The sequence below is a fragment of the Kineosporia sp. NBRC 101731 genome, assembly GCF_030269305.1.
Taxonomy (GTDB): domain Bacteria; phylum Actinomycetota; class Actinomycetes; order Actinomycetales; family Kineosporiaceae; genus Kineosporia.
This window is the reverse complement of sequence record NZ_BSTC01000019.1, coordinates 26,046-49,071: the sequence shown is the minus strand read 5'-3', so window position 1 is coordinate 49,071 and position 23,026 is coordinate 26,046. Positions and strand designations below refer to the sequence as shown.

The window sequence follows — 23,026 nt, the reverse complement described above, 5'->3', positions numbered from 1 at the left end:
CTGCGGTACGAAGGGAAGGTGCCCTCCTTGATCCTCGGTCCTGTCCTTCGGCATGTCGGTGCTGCTCACGCCACTCTCTGGGTCGAGGTGGACACCCGCTGTGAAGTTTCTGTGCTCGGCACCACCGAGAAGACCTTCGAGGTCAGCGGCCATCACTACGCCCTCGTACCGGTCACCGGCCTCCCGGAGGGGGAGGTGATCGAGTACGACGTGCGCCTGGACGGCGAACTGGTGTGGCCACCGGTGCGCACTACCGGACTGTCGGGCACGTCCGGCGTGTCGGATTCGCCACATCCGGCCCCCGGTGTTCTCCCCTCCTCGCGGATCCGCACGCTCGACCCCGATCGTCCGCAGCGCATCGCCTACGGTTCGTGCCGGGTCGCCACCCAACGCACGGTCAAGGGGCGACGTAAGTACGGGGTGGACGCCCTGGAGGCCTACGCCGTCCGGGTGGCCAACGATTCCGGTGACGGCTGGCCCGACCTGATGGTCATGCTCGGCGACCAGGTCTATGCGGACGAGACCACCGAGCTCACCCAGCAGCGCATCGCCGATCACCGGGACATCTCCCGGCCCCCGCACGGCGAGGTCGCCGACTTCGAGGAGTACACCTGGCTCTACCACGAGTCGTGGAGCGATCCGCAGATCCGCTGGCTGATGTCGACCGTGCCGATCGCGATGATCTTCGACGACCACGACGTGCACGACGACTGGAACACCTCGCGCTCGTGGCGGGCCGACGTGAAGAAGACCGACTGGTGGGCCGAGCGCATCATCGGCGGTCTGGTCTCGTACTGGGTGTACCAGCACATCGGGAACCTGTCGCCGGACGAACTGGCCGCCGACGAGGTGTACCAGCGGGTGCGGGCGCTGGCCGAGGTGGACGAGGACGCCGCCCCGATGCTGCGGGAGTTCGCGGTGATGGCCGACGCCGAGGCGGACGGGGGCAAGGGCTACCGCTGGTCGTTCTGGCGTGACCTGGGGCGTACCCGGCTGGTGGTGATCGACTCGCGGTGCGGGCGGATGCTCGACGGCGACTACCGGTCGATGCTGTCCGAGGACGAGTTCGCCTGGGTCGAGGAGCGCACCCGGGGCGACTACGACCACCTGCTCATCGGTACCTCCCTGCCCTGGCTGATGGCGCCCGCCCTGCACCAGATCGAGGCCTGGAGCGAGCATCTCGCCGAGGGCACCGGCCGCCGCGCCGTACTGGGCGAGAAACTACGCCGCGCGGCCGATCTGGAGCACTGGCCGGCGTTCCGCGAATCGTTCGACCGGCTCGCCCGGCTGATCGCCGACGTGGCGTCGGGGCCGCAGGCCCCGGCCACCGTCTGCGTGCTGTCCGGCGACGTGCACCACAGCTACATCTGCGAGGCCGATGTCACGGCGCTGATGTCTTCCGTGCCCGCCGAAGCGTCGAAGGTCTACCAGCTGACCTGCTCGCCCGTGCACAACACCATCCCGTGGGTCATGCGACTGGCGTTCAGCATCTCCTGGACCGGGCCTGTCACCCGCCTGGCGAGGCTGCTGTTCACCCGTCCGCGCACCATTCCCGAGACCGTCATGTCGTGGGGCTCGATCGGCGGCCCGATCTTCGGGAACGCCATTTCCACGCTGATTCTCGAGGGTCGCGCGGCCCGCGTGATGCTGGAGTCGACCCGTGAGGCGCAGCCCTTGCCCCCGCGCAACCGGCTCTCCATCCCCTCCGGTGGGCAGGAGCCGGAAAACCAGTGGGCCCTCACCGAGCAGGACTGGGACCCGGCCCGCTATCCGCTCACGGTCGCAATGGCCCGGGACCTCTCGGGCCGTTGAGGTGGCTTGAGGTGGCTTGAGGTGGCTTGAGGTGGCCCCGACACCTCGTTCGTGATCATGCAAAATCTCCCCGGCGTTCTAGAACTGTGAGCTCGAGAGTTCTAGAACGCCGGGGAGATTTTGCATGATCACGGCGTTTTTTTGGGGGGCGTCGATGACGTCTACGGGCGCCGGGGGCGCCTGGAGGCCCCGACCACATCGTCCTCTGCCGGCTGCTCCTCTCGGGAATGCTATCGACAGCGATACGTTACCGATATATCGTCAACGTATCGCCGAAGCTCATCGGGAGCTCCGGCAGATCTGAAGGAGCTAGTGATGAAGCAGGCGCAGAAGGACAACGACGAGCAGGCGTACGAGGTCGACCGCGACGATCCGGCCTGGGGTTCCCCGGGGGCTGACGACGGCGACGGGCGGCACGGTTCGCGCCGGCGGTTCGGGCGGGGGCGGTTCGGTCCCGGTCGCGGGTTCGGGCCGGGTTTCGGGCCGCGGGCGGCCGGGCGGGGCAACGACCCCGAGGACTTCCCGGAGGACGAGGACGGTCGCGAGGGGTTCGGTGACGGGCGCCCGGGTGGCCGGCGTGGTTTCGGCCGGTTCGGGCAGGGGCCGTTCGGTCCGGGTGGTTTCGGTCCGGGTGGTTTCGGTCCCGGGGGGTTCGGCCCGGGTGGGTTCGGCCGGGGTGGCTGGGGTCCCGGTGGTGGTGGTCCCGGTCGCGGTGAGGGTCGCGGTGACCGGGGTGGGCGTCGTCCGCGGGGCAACGTGCGGGCCGCGATCCTCGCGCTGCTGGCCGAGGAGCCCGCTCAGGGCTACCACGGTTACGCGATCATGGGTGAGCTGACCAAGCGCAGTGGTGGCCTGTGGCGGCCCAGCCCGGGATCGGTCTACCCGGTGCTGCAGCAGTTGCAGGACGAAGGGCTGGTGCGGGCGGAGGACGCCGAGGGGGGTCGCAAGGTCTTCTCGATCACCGATGCCGGACGCGAGTCGGTGCAGCAGAACCCGTCCGAGTACGCCGAACCGTGGGCGATGGCCGGTCCGGGTCAGCGGCAGCGGGTGCAGACCCTGTTCGAGGGCATGGGTGCCCTCGGTCAGGCCACCCAGCAGGTCGCCCGGTTGGGTTCGGACGAGCAGGTCGAGCGGGCACGACAGGCGCTGGACGAGGCCCGGCGCCGGATCTACCTGATCCTCGCCGAGGACCGGAGCGCCGAACCGGCCCCGGAGCCGGGCGCATCGGATGACACTGAGTGAACCGGTTGATCCGCACCGTGGATGTCGTGTCCGGTCCTGGGCCGGATGCGGCATCTGCGGGTGTGCGCCTGCCTGTTCGCTGAGGGTGGAGCCGGATCGGGGATTTACCGACGTGCCGGTAGCGTTGTAGATGCCGGGTGCCCGTTTCGGCGCATCGGCGCCATCGTCGATGCGCGTCGCGGAACGGGCCGGGACGAGCACAATGCGCGACGGTGAGTAACCGCGCCCGGCGATGGAGGAGGACGCTCGTGCTGGATCCGCGGGATCTTTACACGCTCGCCGACGAGCAGCCCGAAGAGGGCGCTCTCGAACACCCTGTGCTGCTGCACGCGCTCGGAGGTTTCATCGACGCGGGCAACGCGGGCCGGCTGGCGGGAGAGCACCTGCTCAGCTCGCTGGAACACCGGGTGCTGGCCACATTCGATGTCGACCAGCTCTACGACTACCGCGCGCGGCGCCCGGCGATGACCTTCATGGAGAACCGCTGGGAGAGCTACGAGGCTCCCCAGCTGGTGCTCGAGGAGGTCAAAGACGTCGAGGGGCGCGGCTTCCTGATGCTGACCGGCCCGGAGCCGGACATCCAGTGGGAGCGTTTCGTGGCCGCGGTCACGGAGCTCGTCGACCACTACAACGTGCGCCTGACCATCGGCGTGCACGCGATCCCGATGGCGGTGCCGCACACGCGCCCCTCCGGTATGACCGCGCACGCCACCCGAAAGAACCTGATCGACATCAAGAACATCTGGGCCGGCAATGTGCAGGTCCCGGGCAACGTCGCCGGCCTGCTGGAGTTACGACTGGGCCAGGCCGGTAGAGATGCCGCGGGATTTGCCGTGCACGTGCCGCACTACCTGACCCAGGCCGAGTTCCCCGATGCTGCCGTGGTGCTGGTCGACGCCGTGGCCGACGTCAGCGACCTGACACTGCCCACCGGCACGCTCATCGAGGCCGGCATCGAGACCCGCGCCGCCATTGAGGAACAGGTCGCCGGGCAGCCCGAGGTGGCTGCCGTGGTGAGTGCCCTGGAGCAGCAGTACGACGCCTACGTCGCCGGTGAGGGCAATGCGCTGCCGCTCGCGGACGGCCCGGGTGAGCTGCCCACCGCCGACGAGCTGGGCGCCGAGCTCGAGCGCTTCCTCGCCGAGGAGAACGACCGCAAGGGCCGTGGCGACGTCTGACGTATCGGTACGCTGCCCCTGTTCGTACGGTGATTTCCGGCATACGGGGAGTTCGTGATGGGCATCGACAGCGGGTGGATCAGGGCCAGCGGCGCCGACGGCAGTGACGAGTTCGTCGAGATGCGCCGCACCGGCGAGATGATCGAGGTGCGCTACTCGAAAAACGGCGAGACCGGCGACGTGCTCTCGTTCACCCCCGGTGAGTGGGACGCGTGGCTCGACGGCGCGAAGAAGGGCGAGTTCGACCACCTCGTGTAGGCGGGTCGCCTTTCGTCCGAACCTCATGGTGGACGTCCTCCAGCCCCGCCCGGTGTCAGTCACCCGGCGGGGCTGTCGGGTTCGGTCAGGTGTTCGGTTGTTTCCGCGGCCAGAGTTTCAGCGTGCTGCTCCGGCTGAACGCCACCAGCGTGATCAGCAGCACCGACAGTCCGAAGAAGAACCCGCCGACGACGTCGGTCAGGTAGTGCACGCCCAGGCCGAGCCGGTCGAGCGCGACGAAGACCGGCCACGCGAACGCTCCCACCCACAGCGCTACCCGCCCTCGGGTACTGCGCACGGACCGGCCGTCGCCGGGGGCCCGTACGTGGTGCCGCAGGCTGGGCTCGAGGAGCACCAGCACGATGCCGGCGAACATCACGGCGTTGGTGGTGTGTCCGGAGGGAAAGCTCGACCCCGAGGCCAGGTAGACCGGGTCGGGCAGGTCCGGCCGGTTCCGCTCGACCAGCAGCTTGATCAGGGGGTTGAGCGTGCCGCCGATGACCAGCGTCGCGACCATCCAGGCCACCGCCCGGCGGGCTCCGCGCCGCCAGAGCACGATCGCCAGCACCAGGAAGATCGCGCGGATCACGAACGGCTCGGTGACGTGTCCGATCACCGTCAGGATGTCGGCCAGCCAGGGCCGGTCCACCACGTAGCCGTGCGCCCCGGTCGACACGTCGTGATCGATCTTCGGCACGCCGGGTAGGCCCGTCGCCACGAGCACACCGATCAGCACGAACCCACCGAGCAGCGCCGTCCCGAGGAACAGCAGCAGCCCGGTGAGTACCAGGCGGCCCTCATGCTCGGACGGGGTGTCACCGGCCAGGTGCGACTCGAGGTTGTCGGGGTCCGGATGGTCGTCGTCGTGCACCGCTGTCGAGGCCTCAGATCCTGAGGCCGCGTTGCCGGGCTGTGATGCCATGGGGTCGCGTGCCTTTCCCTCGTCGTACGGCGGGGCTCCAGTGAGGTGCCCCGGTTGTCCAGCTCCGTCCGGTCTTCCGTGTCTTGTCATCTCGCGTCGGGGTCGGCGTCACGAGGCTGCTCGCCGGGGCCGTCCCGTCGGTGGGCACGGAGCCTCATGCCTCCTCCTGCTCCGCCTCGGCGGGCGTTTTCGTCTCGCCCTCCTCGACGACGTGGTGGCTGCGGACGGTCGCGATCGTGTCGGCCTCGGCGGCGGGCTTGTCCGGCCGATGGGCCAGGACCCGGGCGAAGCGCAGGGCCAGGCCGGCCGGGTAGCGCGGCGAGCGCTGCACGCCGTCGAAGGCGATCTCGACGACCAGTTCGGGGCGTACGTGCACGACCCACGTCGACTCGCGCTCGGCCAGCTCGCGCAGCCTCCCGGTCTGCCAGTCGAGCATCACGTCGGTGAGGCCCTTGAAGGTCTTGCCGAGCATGACGAAGCCGCCGGGCGGGCCGTACTCACCGTCCGGGTCGCGGGCGCCGAGGTGCAGGTTCGAGAGTTTGCCGGTGCGCCGGCCGTGCCCCCACTCGGCCGCGAGCACCACCAGGTCGAGGGTGATGCGGGGCTTGACCTTCACCCAGCCCGCACCACGTCGGCCCATCGTGTAGGCGGCGGCCAGCGACTTCACCACCACCCCCTCGTGCCCCCGGGCCAGGGTGTCGGCCGCGAACGCCCGCGCCCCGGTCACCGCGGCCTCGTCGGACGGGTCGTCGACGACGTGCCGGGGAACGAGGAGTTCCGGGGCCGCGGCCTCGAGGCGCGTGCGCCGGTCGGTGCCGGGCCGATCGATCAGGTCGTCGCCGTCCACGTGCAGGGCATCGAACAGGGTGAGACTCAAAGGGGTTGCTGACCTTGCCTTCTCGATGTCATGCCGGGCCACCCGGGCGGAGGTGACCTGGAACGGGGCGGGTCGGCCGGAGGCGGCGCACGCGATCACCTCACCGTCGAGAATGGCGTCGGCCACGTCGAGACCCCGCACCGCCTCGACCACTTCGGGCACGCGTGCGGTGATGTCGTCGAGGGTGCGGGTGAACACGGCCACCGTGTCGCCCTGCCGGTGGATCTGTACCCGTACCCCGTCGAGCTTCCACTCCACGCCGGCGGGGCCGGTCTTCATCAGTGCCGCACCGAGTTCGGGGGCCGGGGCGGCGAGCATCGGGGCCAGGGGCCGGCCGACCGAGAGCTGGAACGCGGCCAGGGCGCTCTCGCCACCCTCCAGCGCGGCCGCGGCCACGTCGGGCAGGTCGCCGTGCACCGCCAGGGCCCGGCGCACGGAGGCCAGGGGGACCTCGGCGGCCTTGGCCACAGCGTCGACGATCAGCCCGGCCGCGGCGCCCTGGCGCAGCTCGCCGGAGATCAGGCCGGACAGCAGCCGCTGCTCACCGGCGGTGGCCGCGGCGAGGAGCTCGAGCACGATCCTCTGCCGCTCACCGCTCGACCCCGCACCGGTGAGCAGCGAGGCCCGGGCGAGTTGCGCGTCCACCATGTGAACCGTGAGGGACGGCGACACCGCAGGTGGGGGAACCGCCCGCAGGGAGGCCCACCCCAGCCCGGTGCGCCGCTGGAAGGTGCGCCCGGACAGCCAGGCCGCCACCACCGGCGCGTCCGAACCGCTGGCCCGACGCAGACAGGCGGCCAGCAGCGCGACCTTGTCGCGCCGGGCGGACGCTGCGGCCACGGCCTCGGAGGCCGCGGCGATCTCGGTGAGGAGCACGCACCTACTCTGCCCGCGACCACCGACAAGAACACTTCGAAACGATCACCGGGGAAGGTGGGGGGATCGCCTGATCACGAACAAGGCCAGGGGCTCGTGATCAGGCGAACCTTCCCCGTCAGGTCTCCGAGACCGTGCCGACCCCGTCCTGGGCCGCCACACCGAAGCGGCGGGTCACCCGCACCGCCTCCAGCATCCGCCGGTCGTGCGAGACCAGCAGCAGGGTGCCGCCGAACGAGTCCAGCGCCTGCTCCAGCTGCTCGATCGCGGGCAGGTCGAGGTGGTTCGTGGGCTCGTCGAGCACCAGCAGGTTCACCCCGCGGGCCTGCAGCAGGGCCAGCCCGGCGCGGGTGCGCTCGCCGGGGGAGAGAGTGCCGGCCGGGCGGGACACGTGCCGGGCTCCGAGCCCGAACTTCGCCAGCAGGGTGCGCACGTCGGCGTCCGGCCAGTCCGGCACCTGTGCGCCCAGGGACTGCATCACGGTCCTCTCACCGGTGAACGCCGAACGGGCCTGGTCGATCTCGCCGACCACCACGCCCGAGCCCAGCGCGGCCCGGCCCGACGTGGGGGCGAGCCGGCCCAGCAACAGGGACAGCAGCGTGGTCTTGCCCGAGCCATTGGGGCCGGTGATGGCGATGCGGTCGGCCCAGTCGATCTGCAGGGTCAGGGGCCCGAGGCGGAAGTCACCGCGCTGCGCCACCGCGGCGTCGAGCGTGGCTACCACCGCACCGGAGCGGGAGGCGGTGGCGATCTCGAACTGCAGCTGCCATTCCTTGCGCGGTTCCTCGACCACATCGAGTCGCTCGATCAGGCGCTGGGTCTGCCGGGCCTTGGCGGCCTGCTTCTCGGACGACTCGGCCCGGAAGGCCTTGACGTTCTTGTCATTGTCCGTGGCCTTGCGCCGGGCGTTGCGCACGCCCTGCTCCATCCAGTTGCGCTGCGTGCGGCCGCGTTCCTCCAGGCCAGACTTGGTGTCGGCGTAGTCCTCGTAGGCCTCGCGGGCGTGCCGCCGGGCCACCTCGCGCTCTTCCAGATAGGCCTCGTAACCGCCGCCGTACACGCTGACCTGCTGCTGGACCAGGTCGAGCTCCACCACCCGGGTCACCGTGCGGGCCAGGAACTCCCGGTCGTGGCTGACCACCACGACCCCTGAGCGCAGTTCGGTGACGAACTGCTCCAGCCGGTCCAGCCCGGCCAGGTCGAGGTCGTTCGTCGGCTCGTCGAGCAGGATCACGTCGTACCGGCTGAGCAGCAGCGACGCCAGCCCCGCGCGGGCGGCCTGGCCGCCCGACAGTGAGACCATGGGCGTCCGCAGTCCACCGACCAGGCCCGACCGCAGGCCGATCTCCTCGGTGACCTGCTCGGCCCTCTCGTCGAAGTCCGCGGCGCCGAGCGCCATCCAGCGGTCGAACGCGACCGAGTAGGAGTCGCCGTCCCCACCGCCGGCCAGCTCCTCGGTGGCGGCGTCGAGTTCGGCCTGGACGGCGGTGATGCCGCAGCGCCGGGCCAGGAACTCGAGCACGGTTTCTTCGGGCCGCCGCTCGTGCTCCTGCGGCAGGTAACCGACGATGGCCTGCTCGGGGCTCAGGGAGACCTTGCCGTTCTCGGACTCCTCCAGCCCGGCAAGGATTTTCAGCAGGGTTGACTTGCCGGCGCCGTTGGCGCCGACCAGGCCCACCACGTCACCGGGGGCGACGACCAGGTCGAGCCCGGTGAAGAGCTGACGGTCACCGTGCCCGGCTGCGAGGTCGCGGGCGAGCAGGGTTGCAGACATACCGAGAAGGTTCTTCCATCCGGAGCCCGCGCACCAAATCCTTTACGGCTCGTCCGTGCCTCGTCTGTGCTTCGTCTATGCCCAGGCCACCGGCAGGGCGCGCGGGTCGTCGGAGGAGACGACCTCCTTGCCCAGCGGTGCCAGCGCGACCAGGGCCAGCTTGATGTTGGCCCAGCCGAACGGGATGCCGACGATGGTCAGGCAGAGGGTGATCCCGGTGACCACGTGACCGATGGCGATCCACACCCCGGCGAGCACGAACCAGAGCACGTTGCCGATCAGCGATGGCGTGCCGGCGTCGTGCTGCTTCACGATCGTGCGCCCGAACGGCCAGAGTACGAACCCGGCCAGGCGGAACGACGCGACCCCGAACGGGATCGTGACGATGAGCAGGAACATGAGCACGCCGGCGAGCGCGTAGCCCAGCGACAGCCAGAACCCGGCGAGAACGAACCAGAGCACATTGAGGACGAGGCGGATGGCGCCCATGGGTGACTCTCCCTTGGCTTCCGTGCGGCGGGGGAAACGGACGAAACCCCCGCGGTCCAGACGCTGCCGGACCGGCGGGGGTTGCATCGAACGCAGAAAACCCTAGTGGCTGGTAGCCACCGGCTTGCCCTTCTCCTGGCCGATCGCGCCGAGCAGCTCGCCGAACCAGGCCTGCTCGGTGTCGAACGGCTTACCGCCCTTGATGCGCGGGAACTCGATCGCCCGCAGCCGGTTGCCCTGCTCCTCGTCGTGGCCGATGACGCCGCTGGTGCCCTCCAGGGCACTCTGCACGGCCAGGTCGACGCAGCCCTTGATCAGGCGCAGGTCCTGTGTGTTGGCCGCGGCCGAGCGGGCGAAGTACCCGCTCTTCTGCACGAGCACCTTGTTCGCGCCGACCTTCTCGGCGAACTGCTTCGCGAACCACTGACCCGGGTTGATCGTGTCCAGCTTGACGTGACCGAACGCATCCCGGTCGGGCTCCTCGCCGCGGGCGATGAGCTCCTCGACGATGGTCTCGACCCCGGCCCCTTCGGACAGGAAGATGTTCACGGCGCCGACCTCGTCCATCTGCCGGCGCAGGCGGGCGGCCTCGGCCTCGATGTCGAAGCTCAGCTCCGGCACGAACACGGCGTGCACGTCCCAGGCCTTCGGGTCGTTGCCGAAACCCGCGTACTTCTGGGTGGTCACCCACTCGTGGTACTCGGAGGCGGTGGCGGCGGTCAGCCAGCCGCAGTTCCGGCCCATCACCTCGTGCACGATGAGCATGCGCTCGTTCGAGGAGTGCTCGGCGACGACGTTGCGCGCGTAGATCGCGCCCTGCTCGGCCGCGGTCCAGGCACCCAGGCTCTGGCGGATCGGCACCACGTCGTTGTCGATGGTTTTCGGCAGGCCGACCACGGTCAGCTCGTAGCCGTTCTCGTGCAGGTACGCGGCCAGGTCGGCGGCGGTGGTGTTGGTGTCGTCGCCGCCGATCGTGTGCAGCACGTCGATGCCGTCTTTCGTCAGCTGCTCCGCGGCGACCTGGAGCGGCACCTGGCCCTCCTGCACCAGGCCACGCTTCACGCAGTCGGCGACGTTGGTGAGCTTGACGCGGCTGTTGCCGATCGGGCTGCCGCCGAACTGGTGCAGCAGGTGGGCGCGCTCGCGGATCTGCGGTGTGACCTCGATGTGGTCGCCGCTCAGAAGGCCGGCGTAACCGTTGCGGTAGCCGATGATCTCGACGTCCGGCGCGATCTCGGTATAGCGCTCGATCAGGCCGCCGACGGCGGAGGACAGGCAGGGGGCCAGACCACCTGCGGTGAGCAGTGCGACACGACGTACGGACATGCTGGGCGCTCCCGAGGAAACCGAGTGGCTATTCCGTCTTCAACACTAGCCGGGGACCTTCGTCCGGCATGGCTCCGGGCCCTTCGGACCGGACACGTCGCGCGATGGATCAGTAGCGAATCGTGACAATAGTCTCAGCTGAACTCTTCGCACCGATGAAACGACGACGAATACTTTGTCGTTTATCGGCGGGTGGAACCCCGATTCTGGCGCTCGGTGTCGAAACATCGGCGTGGAGGGAAGCGCGACACAGCCGTGAGCGGAATACTACGGAAAGCCCGGTACGTCGCACTGTGCGTGCCGTAGCGACAGGAAGTGACGTTAGCCCTACGAAGCAGACACACCCGTACCAGGAGGTGGGCACCATCAGTTCGTCCGACGCCCACCACGCACACCCGGCCCCGTCGATGTCCGGCCCGGGCCTGGTCCCGCTCGCCGGTTCCGGCGCGAGCGCCCACGTGCGGTGGACCGCCGATGCCGTGCTCGAGGCCCGGCAGGACTGGGTCGTCCGGGCTCAGGACGGCTTTGCCGAGGATGTTCTCGCCGAGGTCGAGCAGGCGCTGCGGTCCGTACCCGAACCCCACGCCCACGCGGCGGCCCTCTACGTGCAGGGCCTGTGCCTGATGACGCTGGGGGAGACCTCCATCGCCGTCACGGTCGCCCGTGAGCTGATCGCGCTGTGCCGCCGCACCGGGCAGGTCGCCGGGGCCGTACAGGCCCGCGCGCTGCTGGTCGAGCTGCTGCGTCGTGAGGGTCAGCTGGAGCAGGCCGTGGAGCAGCTGGCCCACGGCGCGGCAGCTGCCTCGGCCCTGGACGACCTGCTCGACCCGGAGGTGCAGACCGCGCTGGCCGCGCTGATGCTGGCCCACCGCATGATCGGGGTTCGCGAGGGAGCCCGGGAGATCCGGCAGCGCCTCGACACCGTGGAGCGGTTCCTGCCCCGCCACCAGCAGGTCTCCCGGCTGAGCAACCTGGCCTTCGAGCACGCCGAGCGCGGGGTGCGGGCCGCGCACCGCCCGCCCTTCGCCCCCGGGCGGGACGACCTGGCCGAGGCGGTGGCCACCATCAGCCGGGCCGCCGTTGCCGACGGCGGCCGCACGTACCGGGTGGTCGAGCTGGAACGCCAGGTGCTCGTCGCCCTGTACGAGGCGATGCTCGGTGACCCCGCCCTGGCCCAGGCCCAACTCACCGCCATCCCGGGCATTCTCGAACGAGGCCCCGAAGCCGCGTCCGCTCAGGTCTTCTGGGCGATCGGCATGGTCCGGGCCCTGGCCCGCCAGGACCGGGCCGTCGAGGGCGCGGCGATCGGGGCCCGGGCCCTGGCGGTCGTGCGCGGGCACGTCGTCGACTCCGAACGGCAGGTGCTGGCCTACGAGGTGGCGCTGGCCGAGCACCCGCCGCTGAACGACCCGGGCAGCGGGACGATCGAGTACCTGACCCTGGCCGGCCGGCGGGCGGACGAGACCTCCACCCTGCTCGACGCGCTCTTCCGGGCCCGTGTCGATCTGCTGCGGGGCGCGGACGAGCGCAAGGTACTCGCCCGGGCCGCGCGGCTGGACTCGCTGACCAACCTGGTGAACCGCCGCGGCGGAGCCGACGCGATCTCCGAGGCTGCCTCCCTGCCGGTCGGGGAGCCCGTGGCGCTGCTGCTCATCGACCTCGACGGTTTCAAGGAGGTCAACGACTCGCAGGGGCACCTGGCCGGTGACGTCGTGCTGCGTGAGGTCTCGACGGCGCTGCGCACCGCGGCCCGGCTGGAAGACGTGGTCGCCCGGTGGGGCGGCGACGAGTTCGTGGTGATCGCGGCCCTGGAGGAGGGGCGCGCCGTGGCCCTGGCGGAGCGCCTGCAGGAGACGATCCGCCACTGCCCGCAGTCGGCGGGGGCGCGCATCAGCGCGAGTATCGGGGTGGCCGTGCGCACCGCGCCGATCGACGAGCACGAATGGCTGCGCCGCGCGGACGAGGCGATGTACGCGGCCAAGCGCGCGGGCGGCAATGCCGCGGTGGTCGGATAGGCCGTTCACAGCAGTGAGGACGCGTGTCCGCCCGGTTCGGTTGTCAGGCCCGGGGCACGCGTTCTCCCCGTCGGTGATCGGTGTTCCACCCTTTGGGCCGATGTAGCGGCCCGGGCTCCCGGACGAACTCCTTGGTATGGACACGGCCCGTCGGGAGCCGTCGGCGGGCGCTCCGGGCGCCTCCGGCGCGCCACGCCTATCGACCCTCCTGGTGGCCGCCCTCACCGTCGGTCTGGTGCTGATGTTCGGCATCTCCCTGGTCTTCGCCTCCGACTCCACCGGACGCTGGATGCGCGGTGGTGGAGAGGGCATGCACCCGGCCCTGCCGCAGGACCTGGCCAGCGCCCCGCTGGCCGCCCCGGCCCCGGCGCCCTCCGGCACCGGTGGCTACGAGCTGCTGGAGTACCAGGACGACGGATCCGCCGTCCCGGTGCGCTGGGACCCGTGCCGGCCGGTGCACTACGTGGTGCGCGGCGAGGGTGCCCCGCCCGGCGGGCAGAAGGCGATCGACCGGGCCGTCGCCGAGGCCGGACGGATCACCGGGCTGCGGTTCACCTACGACGGCCCGACCGACGAGGCGCCGACGGTGAACCGGCCGGCCCAGGACCGCGGGCGCTACGGGGACCGCTGGTCGCCGGTGCTGGTGGCCTGGACCGACCCGACCGAGTACCCACACATGAAGGGCTACGCCGGGCTCGGCGGCCCGGACACCGTGTCGGGGGCCGGGCCGGGCACCCGGCGCTACGTCAGCGGAGTGGTCTACCTCAATCGTGAGCACCTGTCCGAGGTGGCCACCTGGGCCGACGGGCAGGCCCGCATCGATGCCGTGGTGCTGCATGAGTTCGGGCACGTGATCGGCCTGGACCACGTGGACGACCCGGCTGAGCTGATGTACCGCACCCCGACCGCGCAGCCGCACACCGCCGGGTTCGAGGTCGGTGACCGGCGCGGGCTGGCGCAGCTCTCCGGCGGCCCGTGCTTCCGCGATTTCTGAACGATGCTCCGGTCCTGCTGTCCACAGCAGGCACGACCCCGGGGTTGTCCACAGGGGTGGTCGGGACCGTCCGGTGGGCCGGGGCTCCCGGGCAGGGTCGTGGCATGTCCTCCTCCGACCTCACCGTGAACGAAGCCGGGCCCGCCGACCTGATCGCGGCTGTCTGGTACACCCTCGGCTTCCGGCCGCTCAACAGCCTCGTCCTGGTGGCCCTGCAGGGCCCGCGGGGGCGGGTCGGCTCGATGCTGCGCATCGACATGGCCCCGGTCTGGTTCGGTGGTGATCAGGCAGCCGGGGTGACCGCTGTGCTCGACGCCGCGATCGAGGCCCTGACCGGGCCGGCGTCGGCCGCTTTCGGCGGTGCGCCGGGAGAACCGGAGAAGGACGCGCAGGACGGCCTGCCGGTCCGGGTGGTCGCCCTGATCGCGGTGCCGGACGCGCTCGCGGTGCCGCCCCCGATGGTGGTCCGGGCCCTGCCGCAGCGGATCGCGCGGGCCGGGTTGTGGCTGTACGACCTCATCGGGGTCACGCCCACCGCTTTCCGGTCGATGCTCTGCCCGGACGGGTCGTGCTGCCCACCGGGCGGGCGGCCGTTGAGCGAGGTGGAGGCCAGCCGGGTGGCGATGGCCCACGTGCTGCGCGGAGACCGGCTGGCCACGAGCGAGGCCGACGTGATCGGTGACGTGGGGCAGGCCGTGCCGGTCGGGGAAGGGGGCGAGCCGGAGGTGCCGGGCGAGCACGGTGAGCGGGCCCGCCGGATCTGGTGGCGTACCTGGAACGCCCTGCTGGGAGAAGCGAAGGGCTGGAACACCGATCAGCTGGCACTGGGGCCGCTGCACGACTCGTTCCTGCGCGACGCGATCTTCGTCCGGCTGGCGGCGGCACCGGGCCCGACCCGGCAGCGGTTCCTGAACCAGTTGCTGGCGGGGCAGTCTCCGCCCGACCTGTCCGGCTACTGGGAGGAATTGTTCAGCGAACTGCCCGACCGGGTGCTGCTGGCCCGGGGCGAGCAGATTCTCGCAGTGCTGGCCCGGCGGGGCACAGCCTCCGAGCGCGCACCCCTGCTGGCGGTTCTGGCCCTGCTGGCCTGGTACCGGGGCAACGGGGTGCGGACCCGGCTGCTGATGGAACGGCTGCGTGAGGAGGGCCCGGAACTGCCCGAGCCCCTGCCCCGTCTGGCCGGGCTGGTCGAGATGCTCTGTACCGCAGGCATTGCCCCGCCGTGGGTGGAGGCTCCGGTGCGGGCTGACGCGGAATGATGTGTCCCGCACGACATCCCCTGAACGGTCCAGATCCTGAGACGGTCTGGGCCAACCCCGGTCCGCTCAATTACTGTGCAGTCCTAGGTCATGAGTACCAGCGACAAGCCCCGGCTTGCTGGTCGGCAACCCTCGTTCCGCGGTGGGGTGCCCCGGGTGATGACCAGGCCGTCGCAGTTGCGACAGCAAGCGCGGTCGACACCAGTCGACCCGTCTCATTGCCGGCGGACCTCCGGGTCCGCCCGGGCACGGGTCGATGGCCTGTGCCCCTGAGCCTGGAGGAGTACCCATGAGCGCCGACTGGTCGTTCGAAACTCGTCAGATTCATGCGGGGCAGAGCCCCGACCCCGCGACCGGTGCGCGGGCGCTGCCGATCTACCAGACCACGTCGTACGTGTTCGAGAACACCGAGCAGGCCGCGAACCGGTTCGGGCTCAAGGAGTTCGGGAACATCTACACCCGGCTCAACAACCCCACCACCGACGTGGTGGAGCAGCGCCTGGCCAACCTGGAGGGCGGTGTCGGGGCCCTGCTGGTGGCGTCCGGGCAGTCCGCCGAGACCCTCGCGCTGCTGAACGTGGCCGAGGCCGGTGACCACATCGTGTCCAGCCCGAGCCTCTACGGCGGCACCTACAACCTGTTCCACTACACGTTCCCGAAGCTCGGCATCCAGGTCAGCTTCGTCGAGAACCCCGACGACCTCGCCTCCTGGCGCGCCGCGGTGCGCCCGAACACGAAGGCCTTCTTCGGCGAGACCATCTCCAACCCCAAGCAGGACATCCTCGACATCGAGGGTGTGGCCGGGGTGGCGCACGAGGTGGGTGTGCCGTTGATCGTCGACAACACGGTGGCCACGCCGTACCTGATCCGCCCGTTGGAGTGGGGTGCCGACGTGGTCGTGCACTCGGCCACGAAGTACATCGGCGGGCACGGGGGCGCGATCGCCGGCGTGATCGTCGACAGCGGCAACTTCGACTACACGGCCCAGCCGGAGCGTTTCCCGGGCTTCAACCAGCCCGACCCCAGCTACCACGGGCTGGTCTACGGGCGTGACCTCGGCGTCGGCAGCCCGCTCGGGGCGAACCTGTCCTACATCCTCAAGGCCCGGGTGCAGCTGCTGCGTGACCTCGGCCCGGCCGCCTCGCCGTTCAACGCCTGGGTGATCGCCCAGGGCCTGGAGACGCTCAGCCTGCGGATCGAGCGGCACGTGGAGAACGCCCAGGCGGTCGCTACCTGGCTCCAGGGGCGTGACGAGGTGGCGTCGGTCGCCTACGCCGGTCTGCCCAGCAGCCCTTGGTACGAGCTGGCCCAGAAGTACGCGCCGAAGGGTGCCGGGGCTGTCGTGGCCTTCGAGATCAACGGTGGGGTCGAGGCCGGGCGCCGCTTCGTCGACGCTCTCGAACTGCACAGCCTGGTCGCCAACATCGGAGACGTACGCAGCCTGGTCATCCACCCGGCCAGCACCACCCACAGCCAGCTCTCCGAGGAGGAGCAGCTGGCCACCGGCGTCACGCCGGGGCTGGTGCGTCTGGCCGTGGGCCTGGAGAACATCACCGACATTCTCGCCGACCTGGAGGCCGGATTCCGGGCGGTTAAGGTCGGCTGAATGAGTACGCAGGAGGATTCCGTGCCCGCCGTGCCGCCGGCATCCGGGGCCTGGCGGGCCGGAGATTCCCGCGGGGGCCGCAGGTTCACCCGGATCGGGAGTGTGACGCTCGAACGCGGCGGCCGTCTCGACGACGTCGAGATGGCCTACGAGACCTGGGGCACGCTCTCGCCCTCGGGTGACAACGCCGTGCTGGTCCTGCATGCCCTCACCGGCGACAGCCACGTCACGGGAGACGCCGGTCCCGGCCACCCCACCCCGGGCTGGTGGAACGGTCTGATCGGTCCCGGGCGAGAGCTCGACACCGACCGCTGGTTCGTGGTGGCCCCCAACGTGCTCGGGGGCTGCCAGGGCAGCACCGGCCCCTCCAGTGCCGACCCGCACAGCGCCGACGGCAGCCCGTACGGCAGCCGGTTCCCCTACATCACCGTGCGCGACCAGGTCTCCGCCGAGGTGATGCTGTCCGACCTGCTCGGCATCGATCGCTGGGCCCTCGTGGTCGGCGGCTCGATGGGCGGCATGCGCGCCCTGGAGTGGGCGATCATGGAGCCGGAGCGGGTGGAACGGCTGTTCGTCCTGGCTTCCACCGCCGCCGCGACCGGTGACCAGATCGCCTGGTGCTCGGCGCAGATGATGGCGATCCGGTGTGACGCGAACTTCCACGGCGGCGACTACTACGGTGCCGGGCCCGGCGAGGGCCCGCACAACGGTCTCGGGGTGGCCCGCCGGATCGCGCACACCACCTACCGGTCGGAGGCGGAGATCAACCTGCGCTTCGGCCGTCTGCCCCAGCCGGGGGAGAATCCGCTCGGCGGTGGTGGGCGCTTCGCGGTCGAGTCCTACCTCGACCACCACGCGGACAAGCTCACCCATCGGTTCGACGCCAACTCGTACCTGGTGCTCACCCAGACGATGAACTCGCACGACGTCGGTCGCGGCCGGGGCGGGGTGGCCGCCGGGCTGGGGCGGGTCACCGCCCGCACCGCCGTCGCCGCCATCTCCAGCGACCGGCTCTACACCCCGGGGCAGAACGCCGAGATCGCCGCCGGCATCCCGGACTGCGCCCCGCTGCGCGTCATCGACTCGCCGTACGGGCACGACGGCTTCCTGGTCGAGGTCGAGCGGGTGGGGGAGATCCTCGTCGAGCTGCTGGGCGAACCGGCGCAGCAGGCCCTCGCCACCCACTGAGCCCAGGCGGGGTCCACCGGCCGAGACATCCGGCAGACCGGGGAAGATCCGTGCGCTCTGGGCGCACGGATCTTCCCCGGATCGGCTGACCGGATCGGCTGACCGGATCGGCTGACCGGATCGGCTGACCGGATCGGCTGACCGGATCGGCTGACCGGATCGGCTGACCGGCTGACGGTCGGTGGACGGGGCGCCCGACGGGTCAGCGGGGCCGGTCCGTCACGAGCGCCGGCCGGGCGCGGATCTCCTGGAGCAGCGTCGGCCAGGTGCGGGCGAAGGCGGTGTGCAGGGTGCGGGACGCCACGTCGTCCAGGTCGACCCATTCCAGGGCGTCGCTCTCCGGGGTCACATCGGCGACGGTCAACGACGGGTCGGCGAGCCCGATCACGTAGGTGTACGACCAGTCGCCGTGGTCCGTGCCGACGAACTCGCCGGAGACGGTCACCAGGGCGGGGTCGATCTCCGCCTCTTCGGCGGCCTCACGCAGGGCGGCCTCGGACACCGTCTCGTGACTGTCGCGGGCACCCCCGACCAGACCCCAGGTGCCGCCCTCGTGCGTCCATTCGGCCCGCAACTGCAACAGGATCTGCGGCCCCTGCGCACCGGGGCGCACCAGCGCCAGACCGGCTGCTCCGTACACGCCCCAGTGCTGATGGCCGCACCCGCAGGTCACCCATCCATTGCCATCGCCGCCGGCCATGGGGATCACCGTACGTTGCCGGTGTCGTCCGGGTGCCCGGTGGGGTAACGTCCCGGGCAGGAGGTTTCCTATGCCAGTACTGGTCGGATTTGTGCCCACGACCGAGGGCCGGGCCGCGCTGCGGCGCGCCGTCGAGGAGTGCCGCGTGCGCGGAACCCGGTTGATCGTGGTGAGTTCCGAGCAACCGTCGGTGGATCCCTTCGGCAATCGCCGTCCGGCCCCGGTCGCCCCGGAGGCCGAGGTCCGCCGGGTCTGCGCCGAACTGGGGCTCGACGGGGGCGAACTCGAGATCCGCTGGATCCGTGACGCCTACGAGCCGGCCGACGACATTCTCTCCGTGGCCGAGGAGACGGGTGCCCAGCTGATCGTCATCGGCCTGCGCCGCCGTACCGGGGTGGGCAAGCGCATCCTCGGGGGCAGCGCCCAGCGCATCCTGCTCGACTCCTCCTGCCCGGTCCTGGCGGTGAAGGTCGACCAGCGTTCCCCGCTAGACGACTCCGGTCACGACGGTGAGGTCTTCACTCTCTCCATGAGCAGTGTCGACGAGCACCAGGGCATCCGGTGACCCTGCGGATCCGTCTGGCTCAGCAGGAAGCAGCCGACGACCTGCTCGGTCGTGACCCGTTCGCACTGCTCACCGGCATGCTGCTCGACCAGCAGGTGCCGATGGAGAAGGCCTTCGCCGGCCCGCGGTTGATCGCCGACCGCCTCGGCACCGACGGTCTCGACCCGGAGCTCGTGGCCGCGACCGACCCGGAGCGCTTCACCGAGATCATGACCGGGCCGCCCGCGGTGCACCGCTACCCGAAGTCGATGGGCGCCCGGGTGCAGGACCTGGCCCGGGCCGTGGTCGAGGGGTACGGGGGCGACGCCTCGGCCGTCTGGCGCGATGTGACCACCGGCACCGAGCTGTACAAGCGGCTGAACGCCCTGCCGGGTTACGGACCGCAGAAGGCGAAGATCTTCGTCGCGCTGCTGGGCAAGCAGGCGGCGGTACGACCGGAGGGGTGGCGCAAGGCGGCCGGGGACTACGGCCTGGAGGGCTTCCGCTCGGTGGCCGACGTCACCGACGACGACTCTCTGCTGAAGGTCAGGGACCACAAGAAGTCGGTCAAAGCGGCTGCAAAAGCTGCCCAAGGGTGACCGTCCGGTGAACCTGGAGTAGTCACAGAGACTTCATACGGTCGGCACCCTTCACTATTCAGGTGGTCAGACGGCCAGCAGGCCTTACCCTGGATGTTGCGGCGGGTTTAGCCATCCTGCCCGTAGGTATGCAACAATGAACAGTTGACTGGGCTTGACGCACAACATCACCGACGCTAACCGGGCATCATCGGGGCCCTTCCTGCGTTGAGTACTTGGGTCGCCCACTCACTCATCAGACGTATTTTCAAGCCGTAGTTAACAGCGCAGCGTGGCTCAGTCGAGCCCGCATACGCCCACGACGAAAGGTAGTCCGTGTCGTCGGTTCCGTCCCCCCGGCCTCTCCCGCCCGAGTTCGGTCACCCCGCACTCCAAGAGCTGCTCCGCCTCGGCGCCACGCGGGGCTCGGTCGACGCCGCCGCCGTGCGGGTCGCCTGCGAGGAGGCGGCCGTCCCGATGGCGCGTATGCGCCCCGTCCTCCGCGCGCTCGACGACGCGGGGGTCGTGATCGAGGTCCCGCAGGAGGCCAAGAGCTCGCGGCGTGCCGTCGCGGCCACGGCCTCGCGGGTCACCGCGGCCACCGCCAAGACCCCGGCCCGGGTACAGCCCGCCGTGGTCAAGACCACCACCACCACGACCGCCACCGTGGGTGCCGCCGAGGGTGGGGCCGACGCGGCCGCTCCCGCGGTGAAGCCCGCCAAGCCGGCGAAGAAGGCCGCCGCCAAGAAGGCGACGGCCAAGAAGACCGCGGCCAAGCCGAAAGACGGCGCCGACGGCGACGAGGAGATCGAAGACGTCGAGCTCGTCGACGGTGACCTCGAAGAGGTTGAGGTCGAGGTGGAGGTCATCGACGACTCGGACGACGAGACGGACGACTCCGCGAGCCCCGCCGCCGCCAAGGGCAGTGCGGCACCGGCTGCCAAGGAAGCTGCTCCCGCGACGCCGGCGAAGGAGGAGGAGGGCGCGTTCGTCCTCTCCAACAACGACGACGACGACGCGCCCGCGCAGCAGGTCATGACGGCCGGCGCCACCGCCGACCCGATCAAGGACTACCTGAAGCAGATCGGTAAGGTCGCGCTGCTCAACGCCGAGCAGGAGGTCGAGCTCGCCAAGCGCATCGAGGCCGGTCTGTTCGCCGAGGAGCAGCTGAACTCCGGCGAGAAGATGGAGACCAAGGCCCGCCGCGAGATGCAGTGGATCGCGGAGGACGGCCGCCGGGCCAAGAACCACCTCCTCGAGGCCAACCTGCGACTGGTCGTCTCCCTGGCCAAGCGCTACACCGGTCGTGGCATGCAGTTCCTGGACCTGATCCAGGAGGGCAACCTCGGTCTGATCCGCGCGGTCGAGAAGTTCGACTACACCAAGGGCTACAAGTTCTCCACGTACGCCACCTGGTGGATCCGTCAGGCCATCACCCGCGCCATGGCCGACCAGGCCCGCACCATCCGTATCCCGGTGCACATGGTCGAGGTCATCAACAAGCTGGCCCGTGTGCAGCGCCAGATGCTCCAGGACCTGGGCCGCGAGCCCACCCCGGAGGAGCTGGCCAAGGAACTCGACATGACCCCGGAGAAGGTCATCGAGGTCCAGAAGTACGGGCGCGAGCCGATTTCGCTGCACACGCCGCTCGGTGAAGACGGTGACAGCGAGTTCGGTGACCTGATCGAAGACTCCGAGGCGGTCGTCCCGGCCGACGCGGTCTCGTTCACCCTGCTGCAGGAACAGCTGCACTCGGTGCTCGACACCCTGTCCGAGCGTGAGGCCGGCGTGGTCTCCATGCGCTTCGGTCTCACCGACGGTCAGCCGAAGACCCTCGACGAGATCGGCAAGGTCTACGGGGTCACCCGTGAGCGCATCCGGCAGATCGAGAGCAAGACCATGTCGAAGCTGCGTCACCCGAGCCGTTCGCAGGTCCTGCGCGACTACCTCGACTGATCTCAGTCAGCCAAGAAACCCCCGGTCATCACGACCGGGGGTTTCTTGCGTCGTCCCCCCAAAAAAACCTTCCGTGATCATGCAAAACCTCCCCAGCGTTCTAGAACTCTCAGGTCAACAGTTCTAGAACTCCGGGGAGGTTTTGCATGATCACGGAAGAAAAAGGGGGGTCATGTGGGCGTGGGCGCGGGCATGGATGCGGGGTGGGCGTCCTGGGGCATCGGGCGGAGGGCCAGGTCGCTCACGAACAGGCGCCTCGCCACGAACAGCAGCATCGCGCCGACGGACATCCCGACGGCCATCACCCACCACGCCACCGGGTAGCCCCAGGCGCTCGCGACCAGGCCGAAGAAGAGGGGGCCGAAACCTCCACCGGCGAAAGCGCCCGCCTGCACCACCGCCGCGGCGCTGTTCGGGCGGTCCCGGCCCAGGCGCACCACCGCGAAGATCAGCAGGCCGGGCCACGACCAGCCGATCGCGAAGGCCAGCAGCCCACCGACCACCACCGACGGCCCGGTGCCCAGCGCCAGCACGGCGAAACCGATAGCGCCCAGCGCCATCTGCCCGGTCACGACCGGCAGGTTCCGGCCGACCCGGCGATCGGCCCCGAACCCCACGAACAACCTCCCCGCGATCGCCAGCGCACTGCCGGCGGCCACCAGAAAACCCGCCGCCGACGTCCTCAATCCCGATGCGTGGGCCCACTGCGGCAGGAAGGCGACCAGCGACATCGCCGCGCCGTTGGCCGTGCACATCGCCACGGCGGTGAGCAGGAGGGCGAGGCGGGGTGCGGCGTCCGGGTCACCGTGCGCGGCCGTCACCTTCGCGATGGAGGACGCGGACGGGCGCGGGATCCGGGTGGCCACCAGGATCAGGACCAGCGCCAGGACGCCGAGGATCGCGTAGCTCCAGCGCCACCCCAGCCAGAGGCCGACAGCCGGCACGGCCAGGCCGGCGATCAGGGCGGCGGCCGGGGGAGCGGACTGCTTGATCCCGAATCCGAGGCCCTGCCGACCGGGCGGGACGGTCTCCGACAGGCTGAAGTTCGCGGCCGTGGTGAGCCCGGCGTTGCCGATGCCGCCGACACAGATGAACGCGAGCAGCACCCAGTACGAGTCCGCGACCGCACCGGCACCGAGGGCGCAGACCGCAGTTCCGGTCGCGGCCAGCAGGGTGAGGGCCCGCCGGCCCCGGCGCTCGCCGAATCTGGTGATGGCCACGGAGGCGAGGGCGGCGGTGGCGGAGGACGCGGAGATCAGGAGTCCCTGCGCGGCATCACCGAAGTGCAGGTCGGCACGGATCAGCACGGACTGGTTGCTGAGCAGTTGCATCGGCAGGGTGCCGAGCGAGGCGATGCCCGCGGCTGTCAGGGCGGCGCGGGTGAAACTGGGGGCCGGGGACACAACCTCCATGGTCGATTCGCGGCACTCAT

Annotated in this window: 19 protein-coding genes and 1 riboswitch; of the genes, 12 read left to right on the top strand and 7 right to left on the bottom strand. The window is 70.4% G+C overall.

Annotated features, from left to right (window positions below; translation table 11 throughout):
- Nucleotides 1-18 precede the first annotated feature (18 nt).
- The 4 genes from QSK05_RS32745 (at nucleotide 19) to QSK05_RS32730 (ending at nucleotide 4,490) form a co-directional block, all read left to right on the top strand.
- On the top strand, nucleotides 19-1,812 hold the full coding sequence (locus QSK05_RS32745; protein ID WP_502879854.1) for an alkaline phosphatase D family protein: 1,794 nt from the start codon (nucleotides 19-21) through the stop codon (nucleotides 1,810-1,812).
- A gap of 315 nt (nucleotides 1,813-2,127) precedes the next feature.
- The gene (locus tag QSK05_RS32740) at nucleotides 2,128-3,054 is read left to right on the top strand and encodes a PadR family transcriptional regulator (RefSeq protein WP_285601277.1); all 927 of its coding nucleotides are present in this window, start codon (nucleotides 2,128-2,130) and stop codon (nucleotides 3,052-3,054) included.
- A 248-nt stretch (nucleotides 3,055-3,302) separates the two neighbouring features.
- Nucleotides 3,303-4,232, top strand: a complete 930-nt coding sequence (locus tag QSK05_RS32735; RefSeq protein ID WP_285601276.1) for a PAC2 family protein — start codon at nucleotides 3,303-3,305, stop codon at nucleotides 4,230-4,232.
- A gap of 57 nt (nucleotides 4,233-4,289) precedes the next feature.
- Complete coding sequence (locus QSK05_RS32730) at nucleotides 4,290-4,490, top strand: DUF397 domain-containing protein (protein WP_285601275.1); 201 nt, start codon at nucleotides 4,290-4,292, stop codon at nucleotides 4,488-4,490.
- Between the two features lie 85 nt (nucleotides 4,491-4,575).
- On the opposite strand, the gene QSK05_RS32725 is transcribed toward QSK05_RS32730, so the two are convergent.
- The 5 genes from QSK05_RS32725 to QSK05_RS32705 form a co-directional block, all read right to left on the bottom strand.
- Nucleotides 4,576-5,412, bottom strand: coding sequence for a phosphatase PAP2 family protein (locus tag QSK05_RS32725; RefSeq protein WP_285601274.1), 837 nt, complete (start codon nucleotides 5,410-5,412; stop codon nucleotides 4,576-4,578).
- Between the two features lie 154 nt (nucleotides 5,413-5,566).
- The gene (locus QSK05_RS32720) at nucleotides 5,567-7,165 is read right to left on the bottom strand and encodes an ATP-dependent DNA ligase (protein WP_285601273.1); all 1,599 of its coding nucleotides are present in this window, start codon (nucleotides 7,163-7,165) and stop codon (nucleotides 5,567-5,569) included.
- 118 nt (nucleotides 7,166-7,283) lie between these two features.
- A complete protein-coding gene (locus QSK05_RS32715) occupies nucleotides 7,284-8,939 on the bottom strand; it encodes an ABC-F family ATP-binding cassette domain-containing protein (protein WP_285601272.1) in 1,656 nt (551 codons plus the stop codon).
- A gap of 75 nt (nucleotides 8,940-9,014) precedes the next feature.
- On the bottom strand, nucleotides 9,015-9,428 hold the full coding sequence (locus QSK05_RS32710) for a YccF domain-containing protein (protein ID WP_285601271.1): 414 nt from the start codon (nucleotides 9,426-9,428) through the stop codon (nucleotides 9,015-9,017).
- Between the two features lie 102 nt (nucleotides 9,429-9,530).
- Nucleotides 9,531-10,754, bottom strand: coding sequence for a pyrophosphate--fructose-6-phosphate 1-phosphotransferase (locus QSK05_RS32705; protein ID WP_285601270.1), 1,224 nt, complete (start codon nucleotides 10,752-10,754; stop codon nucleotides 9,531-9,533).
- A gap of 356 nt (nucleotides 10,755-11,110) precedes the next feature.
- On the opposite strand from QSK05_RS32705, the gene QSK05_RS32700 reads away from it, so the two are divergent.
- The 5 genes from QSK05_RS32700 to metX all read left to right on the top strand — a co-directional run bounded on the left by QSK05_RS32700 (nucleotide 11,111) and on the right by metX (nucleotide 17,816).
- Nucleotides 11,111-12,769: a GGDEF domain-containing protein gene (locus tag QSK05_RS32700; protein ID WP_285601269.1), complete on the top strand. Its 1,659-nt coding sequence runs from the start codon at nucleotides 11,111-11,113 to the stop codon at nucleotides 12,767-12,769.
- A 136-nt stretch (nucleotides 12,770-12,905) separates the two neighbouring features.
- A complete protein-coding gene (locus tag QSK05_RS32695) occupies nucleotides 12,906-13,763 on the top strand; it encodes a matrixin family metalloprotease (RefSeq protein ID WP_285601268.1) in 858 nt (285 codons plus the stop codon).
- A gap of 104 nt (nucleotides 13,764-13,867) precedes the next feature.
- A complete protein-coding gene (locus tag QSK05_RS32690; protein WP_285601267.1) occupies nucleotides 13,868-15,022 on the top strand; it encodes a DUF4192 family protein in 1,155 nt (384 codons plus the stop codon).
- Between the two features lie 86 nt (nucleotides 15,023-15,108).
- A riboswitch (SAM riboswitch) is annotated at nucleotides 15,109-15,220 on the top strand.
- A 91-nt stretch (nucleotides 15,221-15,311) separates the two neighbouring features.
- Entirely contained in the window at nucleotides 15,312-16,628 is a 1,317-nt protein-coding gene (locus tag QSK05_RS32685; protein WP_285601266.1) for a bifunctional o-acetylhomoserine/o-acetylserine sulfhydrylase, read from the top strand.
- The gene (gene metX, locus QSK05_RS32680; protein WP_285601265.1) at nucleotides 16,629-17,816 is read left to right on the top strand and encodes a homoserine O-acetyltransferase MetX; all 1,188 of its coding nucleotides are present in this window, start codon (nucleotides 16,629-16,631) and stop codon (nucleotides 17,814-17,816) included.
- 202 nt (nucleotides 17,817-18,018) lie between these two features.
- Here the strand turns inward: metX and QSK05_RS32675 are convergent, their stop codons facing one another.
- The gene (locus QSK05_RS32675; protein ID WP_285601264.1) at nucleotides 18,019-18,516 is read right to left on the bottom strand and encodes an NUDIX domain-containing protein; all 498 of its coding nucleotides are present in this window, start codon (nucleotides 18,514-18,516) and stop codon (nucleotides 18,019-18,021) included.
- A gap of 70 nt (nucleotides 18,517-18,586) precedes the next feature.
- Here QSK05_RS32675 and QSK05_RS32670 point away from each other — a divergent pair, with 70 nt between their 5' ends.
- The 3 genes from QSK05_RS32670 to QSK05_RS32660 all read left to right on the top strand — a co-directional run bounded on the left by QSK05_RS32670 (nucleotide 18,587) and on the right by QSK05_RS32660 (nucleotide 21,594).
- Entirely contained in the window at nucleotides 18,587-19,081 is a 495-nt protein-coding gene (locus tag QSK05_RS32670) for a universal stress protein (RefSeq protein ID WP_285601263.1), read from the top strand.
- A complete protein-coding gene (locus tag QSK05_RS32665) occupies nucleotides 19,078-19,659 on the top strand; it encodes an HhH-GPD-type base excision DNA repair protein (protein WP_285601262.1) in 582 nt (193 codons plus the stop codon). Before QSK05_RS32670 ends, QSK05_RS32665 begins: the two co-directional genes overlap by 4 nt.
- A 315-nt stretch (nucleotides 19,660-19,974) precedes the next feature.
- On the top strand, nucleotides 19,975-21,594 hold the full coding sequence (locus tag QSK05_RS32660; RefSeq protein WP_285601261.1) for an RNA polymerase sigma factor: 1,620 nt from the start codon (nucleotides 19,975-19,977) through the stop codon (nucleotides 21,592-21,594).
- Between the two features lie 170 nt (nucleotides 21,595-21,764).
- Here the strand turns inward: QSK05_RS32660 and QSK05_RS32655 are convergent, their stop codons facing one another.
- Nucleotides 21,765-22,997 carry an MFS transporter gene (locus QSK05_RS32655; protein WP_285601260.1) on the bottom strand — a complete coding sequence of 411 codons (1,233 nt, stop codon included), beginning with the start codon at nucleotides 22,995-22,997 and terminating at the stop codon, nucleotides 21,765-21,767.
- Nucleotides 22,998-23,026: the final 29 nt, after the last annotated feature.